Here is a 16,445-nt window from a genome sequence, read left to right on the forward strand (position 1 = left end):
CGTGGCAGGGCTCTCAGCGCCCGGTCATGATTTGTGCAACCAGCTGTCCGACAGTCGGCGTGAAGCCGTCAGCATAGAACGGATCGCTACCGAAACGCCACGCATTGGTGCCGCCGAACATCAGGTTGTTATCCACCAGACGATCGGCTGCTTCGGAGCCCATGCTGTCATCGGCATGGGCAATGTCCTGAAGGCTCTTCTGGATACAGAAAGAACGCGGATCGGACTTCGCCCCGTTGGTATAATTCGGCCCGCGCTGGCTCCAGTTCGAGAAGCGGCATTCCGACAGACAGCCCATGCAGGCCACCTGATCGGCCACAATCTCCCGGCTCTCTTCGGGTGTGACGAAAACGAGCGTGGAATCCGGCGTACGCAGGGCTTCGGTATAGCCCGCCGCTTCCCATGCCAGAACATGCTCGCGGTCAGGCGCGGTCATCCAGACTTCGCGCTTGCGTGCTCCAATACCATGCGGCGTATCGTGCTCGCCGATGGGCTCGCTGCTATAGGCGACCTGACGCTCGGAACGACCACGCAGATTCTGCATGAAGCTGTTATTCACCGCAGAAGAGTAGAACCCTGTGGGCGAGAAGCGATTGAGATAGACATCGCCTTCATGCAGGCTGCGCAAACGGCGCTTCCAGGCATCGGGGATCGGGCTCTCCTGGGTCAGCAGCGGGCGCGTACCGAACTGGAATACGATCGGGCCGATTTCCGGATTATTGAACCAGTGCGCCCACTCCTCGAGCCACCACACTCCGCCTGCCATGATGATCGGCACGTTTTCAAGGCCGAACTGGTTCATGGATTTACGCAGTGCCGCAACGCGCGGATAGGGATCTTCGGGGAGAAGAGGGTTCTCGGTGTTCGACAGGCCGTTATGCCCGCCCGCACGCCAGGGATCCTCATAGACGACAGCGCCGAGAAGCTCGGCCGTCTTGCTATAGGACCGCTTCCAGAGCGCGTTGAACGCACGCGCAGAGGAGACGATAGGATAGTAATGCACCTTGTGGCGTGCCGCGATTTCGGAGAGGCGATAAGGCATGCCTGCCCCGCAGGTCAGGCCGTCGATCATGCCGGGAGCGCCTTCGAGAATTCCCTCGATGACCTGCTCGGCACCGCCCATTTCCCAGAGCAGGTTGGCATTGATCATGCCATTGGATCCGGCGATCTCGCGCGCGATCCTGACCTGGGTGATACCGCCCTCGATAGCGTAGCGTATCAGTTCCTCATGGCGTTCGCGTCGCGTGCGACCCGCATAAACCTGAGGGATACGATTGCCAGCTTCATCGTAACTATCGGCGTTGACGGCCGAAACCGTTCCCACGCCGCCAGCCGCGGCCCAGTGGCCGGCTGAAATACCGGTAGAGACCGAAACACCCTTTCCACCTTCAACGAGGGGAAGGACATCCCGGCCAGCCATACGGACGGTATCGATCGACATCATAATCTGTATTGTACTCCGAAGAAGAGAGGCCCATGCGGCCTCTCTTCTGAATCATGGAGATCAGTCAGCGTCGCGCTGTCTGGTCGGACGGGCGGCCTTCGCACCGACACTTTCCGTGATATCGGCGCCGGTCTGCTGATCGACGACGCGCATCGACAGCTTCACCTTGCCGCGGTCGTCGAAGCCGACAACCTTGACCTTCACGGCATCGCCCTGCTTGACGACATCGGTGGTCTTGGCCACGCGACCATCGGTCAGCTCGGAGATATGCACGAGGCCGTCACGCGGGCCGAGGAAGTTCACGAACGCGCCGAAATCGGCAGTCTTGACGACCTTGCCATCATAGATACGACCGATTTCCGGCTCGGCGACGATACCTTCGATGCGCGAGATGGCCTTCTGGGCCTGCTCGTCATTCGAAGCAGCGATGGTGATCACGCCCTCGTCGTTAATGTCGACCTTGGCACCCGAGAACTCGACGATCTCGCGAATGACCTTGCCACCCGAACCGATCACATCGCGGATCTTTTCCTTGGCGATGGTCATGGTGGTGATCTTCGGCGCATTGCGCGATACGCCCTCACGACCTTCATCGATCGCCTTGGCCATCTCGCCGAGGATATGGATGCGGCCATCACGGGCCTGCTCCAGCGCGACCTTCATGATTTCCGGCGTGATGGAGGTGATCTTGATATCCATCTGCAGCGCGGTGATACCGGCTTCGGTACCGGCAACCTTGAAATCCATATCGCCGAGGTGATCTTCATCGCCCAGGATATCGGACAGCACGGCATAACCACGGTCTTCCTTGATCAGGCCCATGGCGATACCGGCAACCGGACGCTCCAGCGGTACACCGGCATCCATCAGAGCGAGAGACGAACCGCAGACGGTTGCCATCGAAGACGACCCGTTGCTTTCGGTGATCTCGGAAACGATGCGTATCGTGTACGGGAAACGATCCTTGCCCGGCAGAAGCGGGTGAATGGCACGCCATGCAAGCTTGCCGTGACCGATCTCGCGACGGCCGGGGCTGCCCATACGTCCGCACTCACCGACCGAGTAGGGCGGGAAGTTGTAATGCAGCATGAAGTTCGAGCGGTGCTCGCCTTCGAGCGCATCGATGATCTGTTCGTCCTGCGTGGTGCCGAGCGTGGCGACAACCAGCGCCTGCGTCTCACCGCGGGTGAAGAGCGCCGAGCCATGTGCGCGCGGCAGAATGCCGACTTCGGACACGATCGGACGAACCGTCTTGGTGTCGCGTCCGTCGATACGCTGGCCGGTCTTCAGAATGGCGCCGCGAACGACCTGGGCCTCAAGCTCCTTGAGCATCGGCTTGGCCATATCGACATCGAGACCCTCTTCGATGAGGCCCTCGATGATGCGCCCCTTCGCAATGGCGATCTTCTCGTAGCGCGCCTGCTTGGCCTTTTCCTTATAGGCGTCGGCCATGAGCTTGGTGCCGATCTTCTCCACGCGCTTGCGCAGGGCGATCTGCTCCTTGGTGGGGCCTTCGAGATCCCAGGGCTGCTTGGCGGCATGCTCGGCCAGATCGATGATTGCATCGATCACAGGCTGGAAAGCAGCATGACCGGCGGTCACGGCTTCGAGCATGACAGCTTCCGAAAGCTCGGAGGCCTCGGATTCGACCATCAGAACGCCTTCGCTCGTTCCGGCGACGACGAGGTCGAGCGCGCTCTCCTTCATCTCCGCGATGGTCGGGTTGATGACGAACTGATCGTTGATGCGCGCAACGCGTGCAACACCGACCGGGCCGTAGAACGGAATGCCGGAAAGCGTCAGTGCAGCAGAACAGCCAATCAGGGCCACAAGTGCAGGATCGTTTTCCATGTCATGGCTGAGAACGGTCGCCGTGACCTGCACTTCGTTGCGGAAGTTCTCCGGGAAGAGCGGGCGGATGGGACGATCGATCAGACGCGAAATCAGGGTCTCGCTCTCGGAAGGACGGCCTTCACGCTTGAAGAAGCCACCGGGAATACGGCCAGCTGCATAGGCCTTTTCCTGGTAGTTGACCGTCATCGGGAAGAAATCCTGACCCGGCTTGACGGTCTTGGCGCCCACGGCCGTGCAGAGCACAACCGTATCGCCGTACGTTGCAACGACTGCACCATCGGCCTGACGGGCAATCTTGCCGGTTTCCAGAACGAGCGGGCGTCCGGCCCATTCGATTTCCTTGCGGAAGTAGTTGAACATCATTCTGTCCTGATTAAGGGGCTTTGGCACTGGGACCGACGATCCGGAAAGAACGGGCCCTGACTGGCTGGCAGCGTTTCGGACGGCATGGCAAGGAAAACCGGGATCGGACCGGCATATCACCATGTGGCCTGAAACGCCGAAGGCCGGTTCTGTTTCCAGCTTCAACGTCCAGTGACGCAGCCTGATATCCCGTCGCCGGGTTGGCGACGGGAGGCGGCGGAGGCATGACCCTCCGCCCGAGCATATTAGCGGCGCAGGCCGAGACGCTCGATGAGGGTCTGGTAGCGACCCTGGTCCTTGCGCTTGAGGTAATCAAGCAGACCACGACGCTGACCAACGAGCATCAGAAGGCCACGACGTGAGTGGAAGTCCTTCTTGTGCGTCTGCAGATGGCCGGTCAGGTTCACGATACGCTCGCTCAGCAGGGCAACCTGCACTTCCGGCGACCCGGTGTCGGTCGGGTTGGTCTTGAATTCTTCAATCAGCGCCGTGCGGCGTTCAGCTGTAATCGACATCTCTGTCTCCGTATTTAAACGACTCGAATATCCGTATCGGCTTGAGACGATCCTCCTGGACGCGGCACAAACCGACAAGACACCCCCCCTCCTGGGCTTGCAGGACGTCGCCGTCCTGCGCTGTCAGCATCAGGTCGCCGAAATCGGCCAAAGCGAGGCTTTGCCCGTAGCGCAGTGCCTGTGCTTCTGCGTCGGTCACGGCCAGAGCCGGGATGTCGGCCAGCGCGGTCGAGACCGGGCGCAAAAGCGCTGAAAGTGCATCGGCCTTGTCGTCATTTTGAACAAGCTTGTCCAGTGTTATCGCATGGCTCTCATCGAACGGACCGCATTTGGTCCGGCGCAGGACGGCGATATGACCGACGGTGCCACAGGCCAGGGCGATGTCACGCGCCAGAGAGCGCATATAGACACCCTTGCCGGACTGGACCTCGAAAATCGCGTGATCGCGATCGGGCCGCTCAACCAGCGTGATGGAATCAACACGCGCAGGGCGCGGAGGAAGATCGGGGGGGCGGCCTGCACGCGCCAGATCGTAGGAACGCGCACCGTCGACTTTCAATGCTGAATAGACGGGGGGCACCTGCATGATGTCACCGGTGAGCGCTGGCAGAGCAGCCCGCAGATCGGCATCGCTCGGGCGATGATCGCTGATCTGGACGACTTCGCCCTCGCGATCGTCGGTCGTACGCGATTCACCGAGGAACAGCGTGAAGCGATAACGCTTGGTGGCATCCATGATGTAGGGAATTGTCTTGGTGGCCTGACCGAAGGCGACAGGCAAAATGCCGGTCGCCAACGGGTCGAGCGTGCCACCATGTCCGGCCTTTTTGGCATCGAACAGGCGCCGCGCCTTGTTCACCACATCGGTCGAGCCGATATGCAGGTCCTTGTCGACGACAAGCCAGCCGTCGATATCGAGCCCTTTTTTGCGTCCCATGACGGGTCGCTCCAATCAGTCTTCTGAGTCGAGATCGCGCTGGACCTCGGGTGTACGCATCAGCGCATCCATTTCCATGGCATGCTCAAGCGCGGCATCGGGCTGGAAATGTATCTCCGGCACAATGCGCGAACGCAGTGTCTTGGAGAGACCGGTACGCAGGAAAGGTGCCACACGCTTGAGCGCAGGCAGGACATCCTCGATATCGTTGCGCCCGAGACGACAAACGAATGCCGTAGCATGACGGAAATCGGGAGAAATACGGACTTCCGTCACGGTCACATGCACACCGGCAAGTTCCGGGTCACGGAACTCGGTGCGGGCAAAGAGATCCGAGAGGACACGACGGACCTCTTCGGACATCCTCAGCTGACGCTGCGAGGGGCCAGCCGCATCACCAGGCCCTGAGAAGCCCGGAACCTTGGAACGCGATCCCCTCATGCAGGGATCACTTCCATTTCGAAGCACTCGACCATGTCGCCTTCGCGCAGATCGTTATAGCCAGCGAAGGAAAGACCGCACTCGTAGTTGCGCGCAACTTCCTTGACGTCATCCTTGAAGCGCTTGAGCTGGCTCAGTTCACCTTCATGGATCACCACGTTGTCACGCAGCAGACGCACGCCACAGCCGCGCTTGACCACGCCCTCGGTGACATAGCAACCCGCGACCTTGCCGACCTTCGTGATGTTGAAGACCTGACGGATCTCGGCGTAACCAAGGAACTTCTCGCGGTGCTTGGGCGCAACCTTGCCCTTGACCAGCTGCTCCACGTCATCGGTCACCTGGTAGATGATCGAGTAGTAGCGGATATCCACATCCTCACGCTGGGCCATTTCACGGGCCTGCGTGGTAGCGCGGACATTGAAGGCCACGATAATGGCATTCGATGCCTTGGCGAGCTGGATGTCGCTTTCGGTGATCTGGCCAACAGAGGCATTCAGCACGCGAATGCGGACTTCCTCATGTTCGAGCTTGAGCACCGAAGCCTCGATTGCTTCGGCAGAGCCCTGCACGTCCGCCTTGATAAGCAGAGCCACTTCCTTCTGCTCACCCGCCTGGATACGGGCCAGCATCTGGTCGAGCGTGCCACGCGCTGCGGCGCGACCGGCTGCCATCTTGTCCTTCTGCTTGCGCTGACGGAACTCGCAGATCTCGCGGGCACGGTTCTCGTTCTCGACGACCACGAAGGGCTCGCCGGCACCGGGAACACCCGTAATACCCAGAAGTTCGACCGGCATGGACGGACCGGCATCCTTGAGCTGACGCCCCTTGTCGTCCAGCATCGCACGGACGCGGCCCCATTCGGCACCGGCCACGACGATATCGGAGCGATTGAGCGTGCCCTTCTGGACCAGCACCGTCGCCACTGGGCCGCGACCGCGATCCAGACGGCTTTCGATCACCGAGCCTTCTGCGACACGGTTCGGATTCGCCTTCAGGTCGAGCACTTCTGCCTGAAGCAGAATGGCTTCTTCAAGCTTGTCCAGACCGGTACGCTTAAGGGCCGAAACCTCGACATCCTGCACGTCACCGCCAAGAGCTTCCACCACGATATCGTGGCTGAGCAGGGCCTGACGGACACGCTCCGGATTGGCGCCCGGCTTGTCGATCTTGTTGATCGCCACGATGATCGGGGCATCGGCAGCCTTGGCATGCTTGATGGCCTCGATGGTCTGCGGCATCACACCGTCATCGGCAGCCACGACCAGCACGACCACGTCGGTAACCGAAGCACCACGGGCACGCATCGATGTGAAGGCCTCATGGCCCGGCGTATCGACGAAGGTGATCTTGGCGCCGCTATGCAGCGTCACCTGATAGGCACCGATATGCTGGGTAATGCCACCGGCTTCGCCAGCCGCAACATCGGTCGTGCGCAGCGCATCGAGCAGCGAGGTTTTGCCATGATCGACATGGCCCATGACCGTCACGACCGGGGCACGCGTCACGAGGTCTTCCTCGCGATCTTCCACACCCTCGATACCCAGCTCGACGTCGCTCTCGGCCACACGGCGGACACGATGGCCGAATTCGCTGATCACCAGCTCTGCCGTATCGGCATCGATGAGCTGCGTCGCGGTTGCCATGACACCCATTTTCATGAGGGCCTTGACCACTTCGGCCTGGCGAAGCGCCATACGATTGGCAAGCTCGGCAACCGTGATGGATTCCGGCAGGATCACGTCACGAACGACGCGCACCTGATCGGCACGCAGACGTTCGAGCTCGGCCTGGCGACGCTCACGGTCGCGCTGACGACGCACCGAAGCGAGCGAACGCGTCTTGTCGTCATCGCCTTCGATGGCGGCACGCACATCGATACGACCGGAACGACGGGAGTCCCCGCTCTTCTTGGGGGCCGCAGGCGCACCACGACGCGGCGGCGCGGCGGGCGCACGACGCGGACCGGCGCGACGATCGTCCTCGCCACCTTCCGCTCCGCCACGACGCAGATGCAGTGTCTCGTTACGCGGTGCGGCAGCAGCCCCGGCAGCGGCGGGAGCCGGCTTGGGCGTAACCGGACGCGGCGCCATGACAGCGCGCTCGGCCAGCGGGCGCAGACGTTCCATCGGCGCGGCAAGCTGCACACCGCCGGTGCGACGTGCAGACTCAGCGGCTTCGAGAGGGGCACGACGTGCCGCTTCCTCACGTTCACGCTCGGCTGCACGCGCCTTGCGCTGCTCTTCGAGTGCTTCCTGCTTTGCGCGGTCTTCGGCAGCTGCCGCCATCTGCCGGTCATGTTCCTCAGCCTCGCGCTGGGCCTCGACCTCGCGTGCAGCAGCCTCGGCACGTGCAGCTTCCTCACGCTTGGCTTCTTCAGCAGCGGAAAGAATACGGATCTTTTCTTCTTCGAGGCGTGCAGCCTCGCGTGCCGCTTCCTTGCGCTGCTCTTCGAGCACGCGCTGGCGGATGGCGAGTTCTGCAGGGGTCAGGGCACGCCCTGCACCGGCACGGCCACCACGGCCACCGGCGGCACCGCGGCCGTCCTTGCGCTCGTTCGTCTCGCGCTTCTTGCGCACCTCGACCTGCACCACCTTGGAGCGGCCATGGCTGAAGCTCTGACGCACAGAGCCCGCATCTACCGTTCGCCCGAGTTCCATGCGCCCGCCCGGACGCAGGGACAGACGTCCCTTACCCTGGTCACCCTGAGCCTGGGCGCCCTGATCCTGGACATTCTGGCCATCTGTCTGGCCGCCCTGAGCCTGAGTGCCCTGGTCCCGTTCGTTGCCTTCGCTCATATACCTGCCTGTTCCCGTGCGAGCCGCTCATCGCGCGGCTCAGGAACCAACCCATCGGTCAGCCCCAAAAATCGTTCATGCTCAGCCATCAGACGCTGCGCCAGCGCACCACGCGCTATCGCAACATAGACCGCATGTTCCCGCCCGAATGCCGTCGCGAGCATCTGGGCCGGTAACGTCAGTACCGGAAGTTTGCTGTTTCCCGATATCAGACGCCGCAACTCATCCGGGCTTCCGCCCGATCCCTGGATCACCAGTCCGACCTTGCCGGCAGCAATCCATTCGCGACACTTAACAAAACCACAGAGAGCCTGCCCGGCCCGGCGCGCGAGCCCAAGACCCTGCACCAGCCGCGCTTCTATTCCTGAAACCAGTACCTGCGCAATATCCTCAGGCACCTTTACCGGCTGACGCGCTGCTCTGGAGAACAGATGACGCGTCCGCGCGGTTTCTAGCACATCCCGTCTGGCACTCAACCAGATTCCCCTTCCCGGCAGCCTGGCTGCAAGATCGGGAACCACGACGCCATCGGGACTGATGACAAAACGCACCATCGTATCGGGGTTTCCGCTCTCACGGGTCACGATACAATGACGCTGCGGGCCTTTCTCGTCGTCGAGACCGATCGGATCGATCTCTTCAGACATTTCCGGACTCGCTCCTGCGGTTTTCTGAAACTCAGACGTCGGAAGCCTCCCCTTCCCCGTGCGATTCGGCTCCGGGGGCTTCTTCTGCCTGCTCACCATCGAACCAGTGAGCACGTGCTGCCATGATGATCTCATTGGCAGCATCTTCGTCTATATTGTCACCGCCAAGCATTTCGACAAGCTCGTCACCAGCAAGATCTGCAAGATCGTCGAGCGTTTTCACACCCTTTTCGCCCAGCGTCACAAGCATGGCGTTGGTAAACACGCCCAGTTCGGCGATCGAATCCTCAACGCCGAGGCCACGACGCTTGTCGTCCAGCTCCTGCTCCTTCTGCACGAGAAATTCCTCGGCACGGCGCATCAGCTCTTCGGCAACACTCTCATCGAAGCCTTCGATGGCATGCAGCTCCTCGGGATCGGCATAGGCCAGCTCCTCGATGGTGTGGAAACCCTCTGTCACCAGCAGCCCCGCGATCACGTCATCGACATCGAGCGCATCGACGAACAGCTGCGTACGCTTGCGGAACTCTTCCTGACGACGTTCCGATTCCTCGGCTTCGGTCAGGATATCGATATCCCAGCGCGTCAGCTGGCTCGCCAGACGCACGTTCTGACCGCGACGACCGATGGCAAGCGAAAGCTGCTCGTTGGGCACCACAACTTCCACGCGACCGGCTTCCTCATCCATGACCACCTTGGTCACTTCAGCAGGAGCCAGGGCGTTCACCACAAAAGTGGCTGCCTGCGGGCTCCAGGGAATGATATCGATCTTCTCGCCCTGCAGCTCGGCCACAACGGCCTGCACGCGTGAGCCGCGCATACCGACGCAGGCGCCGACCGGGTCGATCGAGGCATCCTTGGAAACCACAGCCATCTTCGCACGCGATCCGGGATCGCGGGCCACAGCCTTGATCTCGATGATACCGTCGTAGATCTCAGGCACTTCCTGCGCAAACAGCTTCGCCAGGAATGCCGGATGGGTGCGGCTCAGGAAGATCTGCGGACCACGTGTCTCGTCGCGCACATCGTAGATATAGGCGCGAACGCGATCGGAATTGCGGAACGACTCGCGGGGGATCAGCTCATCGCGACGCAGCAGCGCCTCGGTATGACCGATCTCGACCATGAGGTTGCCGTATTCGGTACGCTTGACCGTACCGTTGACGATCTCACCCACGCGGTCCTTGAACTCGTTATACTGCTTCTTGCGCTCGTATTCGCGCACGCGCTGCACAATGACCTGCTTGGCCGTCTGGGCTGCAATACGACCGAAATCGATAGGCGGAAGCGGATCGACCAGATGTTCGCCAATCTTGATTTCAGGCTGGAACTTGACCGCAATGGCGAGCGGGATCTGCGTATCCTCGTTCTCGACCGCCTCGACCACTTCGGTCCAGCGTGACAGGCGTACCTCGCCGGAGCGACGATCGATGGTCGCGCGGATGTCCTTCTCGTGACCGTACTTGGCGCGCCCGGCCTTCTGGATGGCCTGTTCCATCGCCTCCAGCACTTCTTCACGATCGATATTCTTTTCACGCGAAACAGCGTCGGCCACCAGAAGCAGCTCAGGACGGGTAACGGAGGTGTCCATCAGACGAAATCCTCAAATACGGAGCGCGAGATCGCGCAGACCATCGGAAACAGGAAAAGCGGGAAACCCGGTAACGCCAACTTCCCGGAACGCAAACTTCAGTGTGTCTTTTTTCCCGGGCGAGTGCCCTTGCCCGGTTTGGCAGGATTGAGCTTCGGCATCTTGCGACGCGGCGCTTCCTCTTCTTCTGCCGCTTCCTCACCCGATTCAATACCCATCATGGCCGCACTGGCCTCGATAAGTGCATCGGTAAGCACAAGACGCGCCTTGCGAATGGTGTCGATCGGCAGAACAGCTTCTTCACCATCATCCAGACGAATCACCGCCGCGTTGTCGCGTGTGCCGGTGATGATACCCGAAAAGCGCTTGCGCCCGTTCAGCGGAAGATCGAGCTCGGCCTTGACCAGGTGCCCGGCAAACCGGTCCCAGTCCTTCAGGCGGGTCAGGGGGCGATCGATACCGGCAGACGAGACCTCGAGCGTCCATGCACCGGGAATCGGATCGTCCACATCAAGCACAGCGCCCACGGCGTGGCTGATCTGTTCGCAATCCTCGATACCGATCAGGGAGCCATCGGCACGATCGGCCATGATCTGGATTGTTGGCGTTTCACGGCCCAGCACGCTCAGGCGCACGAGCTCATAACCGAGATCGGTCAGTGTCGGCTCGATCTGCTGCGCGATACGCGCTTCGAGACCGTTCAGGCTGGGAATTTCATTGGCCAAGACAAAAAAGGCGGCCCGTCAAGGCCACCCCCCGATAAGACGAAAGATGAAAGGAATATGAGCTGTGTAGGCCAACATGCTGAAAGAAGCAAGACTCGCGTCATGAACACCCAGCGCTGCAAGCTGGCCCCGACAATCGTAACTTTTGATTACACTCCTTATGTAACACACCTCTTGCCCAGACGCTGCGTCTCCTGCCAGACTTGGCGGAATGAATGACACTTCCGAGCCTCAACTCAAGCCGCTTCTCGACGGATCGGGCAACTCTGCCCGGCAGTCCGGGAACGAGCGTATGGGTCTGACACCCAAGCTCGTGATGGCGACGGCTATCATGGCCGCATGCATGGGTGGCGCGATGTGGCATAGATCAGCGCCCGGGGCGTCGTCTTCCGCCGAGGGAACACAGACAGTTCAAACGGCCTCCCACTCCCAGATCCGTTCGGATGCGGCCCATTTCGATGCACAGCTCGCGCTCATACCCACGGATAGGGCCGAGGCCGCGCTGGCAGAGACAGGGTTCGACAAACAGCAGCGTACCGAAATCGTCGCGGCCGTCAGAAACAGGCGTATGCGTCTGGTGCGTATGCCGATTGCTCAGGTTTCTGGCGCTCTGGGACAGTCCGTCGCCATCACCTCTGGCAGCATGACGCAGAATTTGCTTCTCAAGTCCGAACTGCAATCGGTCGTGGTACCGATCTACATGGCTGGCGAGATTACAATCAATCCGTTGAGTACTCCCGCTGCAGGCGGTCTGGAATCCGGCATACTCACAACACTGGGGCCACTCATTCTGCCTCGTCTCACCAATATCAATCAGCAGATTGTTCTGGACGTTATCGTACAATGAAAGCTCTGCTGCCCGCTCTGAACCGTCTCATGCCCGTGATGATGGTAATCTTCCTGATTCTTGCAAGCATTCAGGCTGCCGTCTCACTCCATCTGTCCGGCGGGATGCTGCTGCGTTTTCTCTCATGGGCGAGAGACGCCTATCTTCCTGTCGCAGGTTTTGCGGCTTTTCTCACTGTCTCCGGACTTCTTTACGAGGCCCGTTCTGCAAAACTGGCCCGCAAGGGACTTCGTCGTCGCAAAGGCTTCGTTATGGATATTCTTGCCCGCCTTACAAACCGCGTCGCTCTCGAGGAGCTTCTGGCCCAGGAGCAGAAGGAAGTTGCGATCAACGCCGAGGAACTTGCCGCGGGCCTGCGTGCCAAGGTTGTCGGGCAGGATCAGGTCTGTGAGGACATCGCCCAGCAACTGCGCAGACGCCTTGCTCTGACAGTTCGCAACAAGCCGGTCGGAATTTTCCTGCTTGCCGGGCCGCCGGGCACCGGAAAGACCTATCTTGCGAAACAGATCGCCCGCCAGATGGAACGCCCTCTTCTGCATTTCGACATGACCCAGATGTCGAGCCCCCACGCGGCCACGATGCTGTTCGGGTCTCCCAAGGGTTATGTCGGCTCAGACAGCTTCGGCAAGCTCACCGGGGGACTACAGGAAAAACCTGACGCCATCGTACTGCTCGATGAAATCGAAAAAGCCCATCCCGACGTGTTCAAGAAGTTCCTTACAGCGTGGAACGACGGTCATGTTACGGAAGCCTCTACAGGCACACAGATTTCCACCACGCGCGCCATCTTCATGCTCACCTCGAACATCGCCACCGAAGCGCTGACGGAAATTGCCGACCGCCTTCATGACGATACCGATCGCATGCGCGCAGAATCGACGGAAGCGCTGCGCAAGGCGGGATTTGCGCCTGAGGTACTCAACCGCCTCGACCGTATCTTCGTTTTCCGGCAGCTACGCGATCTGGATCTCGCCCGCGTGGCCGCGCTGGAAATCGAGGCCATGATCAAGGGCTACGGTCTCAATGTGGAGGCTGGTGGTATTGACGCCTATCTGCTGTTCCAGCTCATGCAACGCCAGCAGAAACTGGGAGCAGGCGCCTCTGCACGCGATCTCGTGCGCTCTATCGAGGATATGGTTAGCGAAAGCCTGATCCTCGCGCGTCAGAACGATGCCAAACTCGTTCGCCTGGTCATGGGGGATGACGGCGTGAAGGCAGAAATCGCCGATGACAGCAAATCCCTGACAGCCCGACTAAGCCCCTGATCGCCACCAGGACGATAGATAGTGTCAGCTTTTCCCCGTTTGTGGCGCCGAGCGCCTCTTTGGCGCTTCGCAATTTATGTGATGATCGTCTTTACGGCTTTGGGTCTGTTCTTCCCTATGCCCTGGATGCTTGCAAAGGCTCCATGGCTGAGCCGCATACCCGGTATCCAGCTCCCCGCTGGTACGGTGCGTCCACAGATGCAAAATCCACCTGACCAGAATGCTGCGCCACAAGATAATCAGGAACAGCAGAGCCCGCCTGATAACGGGACGAGCCGGCTGATCGCGCCGGACATCTCGACTGCAATGGTCGGCTCCATTCCGTTTGGTGGCCATACGCTACCGCTTCCTGCAGGTGTCTGGCATCCCGTCGTCACCGGTCAGTACGGCCGTGGCGGTCGGATGCTGATCAATATTCTCGTCCGGACAGACCGGGGTATCGTTACAGGTGTCATCGTCGCGCGTACCGCGACCGAGCAGCTTCCGGTCGACATCGTACAGGAAGCCACGAACCACTGTCATGATGACCGAAATTACAGCGCGCAGATATTCGCGGATCGTACAGACGGACGAAGTGAATGTGCATTTGTCGCCAATGCGGTCATGGGTCCCAATGGGATGATCTCGTCGGACGAACTGATTCAGCTCGCTTTCAAGCGTCTGTCGGCACTCGGCTTTCCCATGCCGTCACTCTTTATCGTCGCAAACTGGATTCAGAGCAGCGGTGCAACGGATGTCAACAAGGGCACCTCGGCGGTCACCTATCTTCTCTCGCCAACCAAAACGGGAACGGTTCAGCTTCTTGCCCCCCTGCCTTACTGGGACAAGGCGGCGCTCACACAAGTGCCCGCTGCAGAGAACTTCATACGCCGGACCGATCGGTGGTTCACGCAATGGATCCCGCTACTGCGTCGTGACATGACACATGACACGACAAACACCTCCGTCCCAACTGATCTTGCACGCGATCCGGCCGCACCTCCGCAATAAGGCACCGATCGGTGCCCCAAGCATCGAAGATGGCACCTTCTCGAAGGTACCTGTTGCCGATGACGCGGGAGGGTGCGTGCGAAACCGGTTTCTCGGCTTAAAACCCAGCGCGCATTCCCACCTTTCGCGCGCTTACGCCTTCACTGTCTACCTGGCGGGATCGTCTCAGCCATTTCCAGGAGGGCATTCCTGACACGACCCTGAGCTATGGGATCGTCAGGGCTCCTCGTAGGGGAGCAGATGACCTTGCAAGGTCCAGCCTTTCATCCGGCACGACACATTACGCCGGACGGTCTGTCGGTTTATGCACGACAGAGCCAAGGCAGCACTCATCGCAGCGTCTATCGCGCCGGGCACTCTTTATGAGATCGCCGTTGTGCAATGCGCAGATAGGGGTGGCAACGCCATGAACAGCCGCGACGCTCCCAGCGAAGACACCCCTTCATTTTGTAACAATACGGATCAGTGATGGCCGGAGCGCATGAGGCTTTGGCCCAGTTTGCGTTCGACATGACGGGCAAAACGCACGAAAGGCAGGCCCAGCAGAAGATAAGCCGCGCCGATCAGCAATCCCGTTCCGATATAATCGTAGTAAGTGGAAGACAGGCGGATATAGGCCTTGGTCAGTTCGGTCAGGGTGATAACGCTGACAAGAGACGAATCCTTGAGCAACGCGATGAAGTCATTGGTCATCACAGGCAGAACCGTACGGAATGCCTGGGGAATGATAACAAGCCTCAATGCCTGCCGATGCGTCATGTTCAACGCAATTGCCGCTTCCATCTGTCCACGCGGTACAGAGGACAGGCCCGCACGATAGTTTTCTGCTTCATAAGCCGCGTAGTTCAATCCAAGCGCCAGAACACCCGCGAAGAACGGTGAGAGTTTGATGCCGAGCCCCGGCAGTCCGTAGAAAATGAAAAGGACCTGAATCAGCAGCGGGGTGCCGCGCACGACTTCGATGTAAAACCCGCTCGCCATACGTACGAGGCGTGGCCCGTATTGCCGAGCGAGTGCCAGCACCAGCCCGAGGCTCACCGCCAGAACCATTGAAAGCGCAGAGACGATCAGGGTCAGGCCTGCTGCCTTGGCTATGATTGGCAGAAAGCCGACATAACGACGCGCGAGGCCCAGCCAGCCGGTCTGGCTGCGCATGGCATCGCGATAGCGCAACCACTGCGTCGGCTCCACGGCACGCTGCGTGTGATCGCCCGTCATCTGCGCCATTTCAGGTGTCCACAGGTTCCAGCGCCCCAGAATGACCTGAAGGGTACCGTCGCGCATCATGTCGCCGAGCGCCCGATCGACCTGATCGTGCAGCAGCGTATTACCGGGCTTGAACGCAATGCCGTAACGCGTTTGCCCTACCGGATCGCCAACAATCACGAGGTCATCCGTGACCCCTGCGTAGTAAAGTGCAATAGGACCATCGAGCAAAAGCGCATCCAGCCTACCGTTGCGCAGGTCGGAAAACGCGTAAGTCTCTTCCTCATACGAACGGACCGTAATACTCGGCTCGCGCTGCAACAGACGCTCGGCGAGAGTCTCCTTGATCGTTCCGACAACGTGCCCGCGCAAGGCGGCAAAACTGTTGAGATCCTGTCTGTCGCGTCGCACCACAATACGATCGCCGGTCACATAATAGGGGCGTGAAAACAGGGCCGCCTGGATATGATCGGGCGTCATTTCGATGCCGTCGACCACCATATCGTACATGCCACGCTGCAAGCCCGGTATCAGCCCGTCCCAGTCGTTCTGGACAAAGCGCGGCGTCCGCCCGAGACGTCGGGCAATTTCCTGCACCATGTCATATTCGAATCCTTCCAGACGGGTCGTGTCTGCCGGATCGTGAAAGACATAGGGCACATTGGCCTCACCATCGGAGGCCCAGCTCAGCGTAGCGGAAGGCTTTGCAGTCGCGGAGATCGCTCCTGTCGCGCCTGAAGAGGCGGCATGCGCGGGGACGAGCGCCCCGGAGAGATATGCCGCCGCGCATACCGCCATGAGAAAGGCCCGTATCATCTTCGG

The 16,445-nt window shown here is 60.2% G+C and carries 12 protein-coding genes and 2 pseudogenes; 3 read left to right on the forward strand and 11 right to left on the reverse strand.

The features are described from left to right. Positions 1-13: 13 nt before the first annotated feature. The 10 genes and pseudogenes from NF685_RS04765 to rimP form a co-directional block, all read right to left on the reverse strand. Complete coding sequence (locus NF685_RS04765) at positions 14-1,444, reverse strand: NAD(P)H-dependent flavin oxidoreductase (protein ID WP_222548040.1); 1,431 nt, start codon at positions 1,442-1,444, stop codon at positions 14-16. Between the two features lie 60 nt (positions 1,445-1,504). Continuing rightward, complete coding sequence (pnp, locus tag NF685_RS04770) at positions 1,505-3,658, reverse strand: polyribonucleotide nucleotidyltransferase (protein ID WP_252848832.1); 2,154 nt, start codon at positions 3,656-3,658, stop codon at positions 1,505-1,507. Positions 3,659-3,906: 248 nt separating this feature from the next. Then, positions 3,907-4,176: a 30S ribosomal protein S15 gene (rpsO, locus tag NF685_RS04775; RefSeq protein WP_023979579.1), complete on the reverse strand. Its 270-nt coding sequence runs from the start codon at positions 4,174-4,176 to the stop codon at positions 3,907-3,909. Continuing rightward, positions 4,160-5,113 carry a tRNA pseudouridine(55) synthase TruB gene (truB, locus tag NF685_RS04780; RefSeq protein ID WP_252848781.1) on the reverse strand — a complete coding sequence of 318 codons (954 nt, stop codon included), beginning with the start codon at positions 5,111-5,113 and terminating at the stop codon, positions 4,160-4,162. The genes rpsO and truB overlap by 17 nt, the downstream gene beginning before the upstream one ends. Positions 5,114-5,128: 15 nt before the next feature. Then, positions 5,129-5,554, reverse strand: a complete 426-nt coding sequence (rbfA, locus tag NF685_RS04785) for a 30S ribosome-binding factor RbfA (RefSeq protein WP_252848782.1) — start codon at positions 5,552-5,554, stop codon at positions 5,129-5,131. Next, positions 5,551-7,707: pseudogene (gene infB, locus NF685_RS04790) on the reverse strand (translation initiation factor IF-2); the annotation flags it as partial. The pseudogene infB and the gene rbfA, both read right to left, overlap by 4 nt. 209 nt (positions 7,708-7,916) lie before the next feature. Beyond that, positions 7,917-8,352: pseudogene (locus NF685_RS14390) on the reverse strand (translation initiation factor IF-2 associated domain-containing protein); the annotation flags it as partial. Next, on the reverse strand, positions 8,349-8,999 hold the full coding sequence (locus tag NF685_RS04795; RefSeq protein ID WP_252848783.1) for an RNA-binding protein: 651 nt from the start codon (positions 8,997-8,999) through the stop codon (positions 8,349-8,351). The gene NF685_RS04795 and the pseudogene NF685_RS14390, both read right to left, overlap by 4 nt. Before the next feature lie 31 nt (positions 9,000-9,030). Next, positions 9,031-10,590 carry a transcription termination factor NusA gene (gene nusA, locus NF685_RS04800; protein WP_252848784.1) on the reverse strand — a complete coding sequence of 520 codons (1,560 nt, stop codon included), beginning with the start codon at positions 10,588-10,590 and terminating at the stop codon, positions 9,031-9,033. Positions 10,591-10,688: 98 nt separating this feature from the next. Beyond that, positions 10,689-11,315, reverse strand: coding sequence for a ribosome maturation factor RimP (rimP, locus tag NF685_RS04805; RefSeq protein WP_252848785.1), 627 nt, complete (start codon positions 11,313-11,315; stop codon positions 10,689-10,691). A gap of 211 nt (positions 11,316-11,526) precedes the next feature. On the opposite strand from rimP, the gene NF685_RS04810 reads away from it, so the two are divergent. From NF685_RS04810 to NF685_RS04820, 3 genes are read left to right on the forward strand one after another with little or no spacing between them, the layout of a single operon-like run. After that, a complete protein-coding gene (locus NF685_RS04810; protein ID WP_252848786.1) occupies positions 11,527-12,162 on the forward strand; it encodes a hypothetical protein in 636 nt (211 codons plus the stop codon). Next, positions 12,159-13,427, forward strand: a complete 1,269-nt coding sequence (locus tag NF685_RS04815; RefSeq protein WP_252848787.1) for an AAA family ATPase — start codon at positions 12,159-12,161, stop codon at positions 13,425-13,427. The genes NF685_RS04810 and NF685_RS04815 overlap by 4 nt, the downstream gene beginning before the upstream one ends. Positions 13,428-13,448: 21 nt before the next feature. Then, entirely contained in the window at positions 13,449-14,417 is a 969-nt protein-coding gene (locus NF685_RS04820) for a hypothetical protein (RefSeq protein ID WP_252848788.1), read from the forward strand. A gap of 462 nt (positions 14,418-14,879) precedes the next feature. Here the strand turns inward: NF685_RS04820 and NF685_RS04825 are convergent, their stop codons facing one another. Then, positions 14,880-16,439: an ABC transporter substrate-binding protein/permease gene (locus tag NF685_RS04825; protein ID WP_373317809.1), complete on the reverse strand. Its 1,560-nt coding sequence runs from the start codon at positions 16,437-16,439 to the stop codon at positions 14,880-14,882. Between the last annotated feature and the right edge of the window lie 6 nt (positions 16,440-16,445).

The sequence above is a fragment of the Asaia lannensis NBRC 102526 genome, from assembly GCF_024054035.1.
Lineage (GTDB): Bacteria > Pseudomonadota > Alphaproteobacteria > Acetobacterales > Acetobacteraceae > Asaia > Asaia lannensis.

What these genes read in the sequence shown, in the direction of transcription:
- NF685_RS04765 (WP_222548040.1), bottom strand. Translation starts at nt 1,444, where the DNA reads ATGATGTCGATCGATACCGTCCGTATGGCTGGCCGGGATGTCCTTCCC.
- rbfA (WP_252848782.1), bottom strand. Translation starts at nt 5,554, where the DNA reads ATGAGGGGATCGCGTTCCAAGGTTCCGGGCTTCTCAGGGCCTGGTGAT.
- truB (WP_252848781.1), bottom strand. Translation starts at nt 5,113, where the DNA reads ATGGGACGCAAAAAAGGGCTCGATATCGACGGCTGGCTTGTCGTCGAC.
- NF685_RS04825 (WP_373317809.1), bottom strand. Translation starts at nt 16,439, where the DNA reads ATGATACGGGCCTTTCTCATGGCGGTATGCGCGGCGGCATATCTCTCC.
- NF685_RS04795 (WP_252848783.1), bottom strand. Translation starts at nt 8,999, where the DNA reads ATGTCTGAAGAGATCGATCCGATCGGTCTCGACGACGAGAAAGGCCCG.
- NF685_RS04815 (WP_252848787.1), top strand. Translation starts at nt 12,159, where the DNA reads ATGAAAGCTCTGCTGCCCGCTCTGAACCGTCTCATGCCCGTGATGATG.
- rpsO (WP_023979579.1), bottom strand. Translation starts at nt 4,176, where the DNA reads ATGTCGATTACAGCTGAACGCCGCACGGCGCTGATTGAAGAATTCAAG.
- pnp (WP_252848832.1), bottom strand. Translation starts at nt 3,658, where the DNA reads ATGTTCAACTACTTCCGCAAGGAAATCGAATGGGCCGGACGCCCGCTC.
- nusA (WP_252848784.1), bottom strand. Translation starts at nt 10,590, where the DNA reads ATGGACACCTCCGTTACCCGTCCTGAGCTGCTTCTGGTGGCCGACGCT.
- NF685_RS04810 (WP_252848786.1), top strand. Translation starts at nt 11,527, where the DNA reads ATGAATGACACTTCCGAGCCTCAACTCAAGCCGCTTCTCGACGGATCG.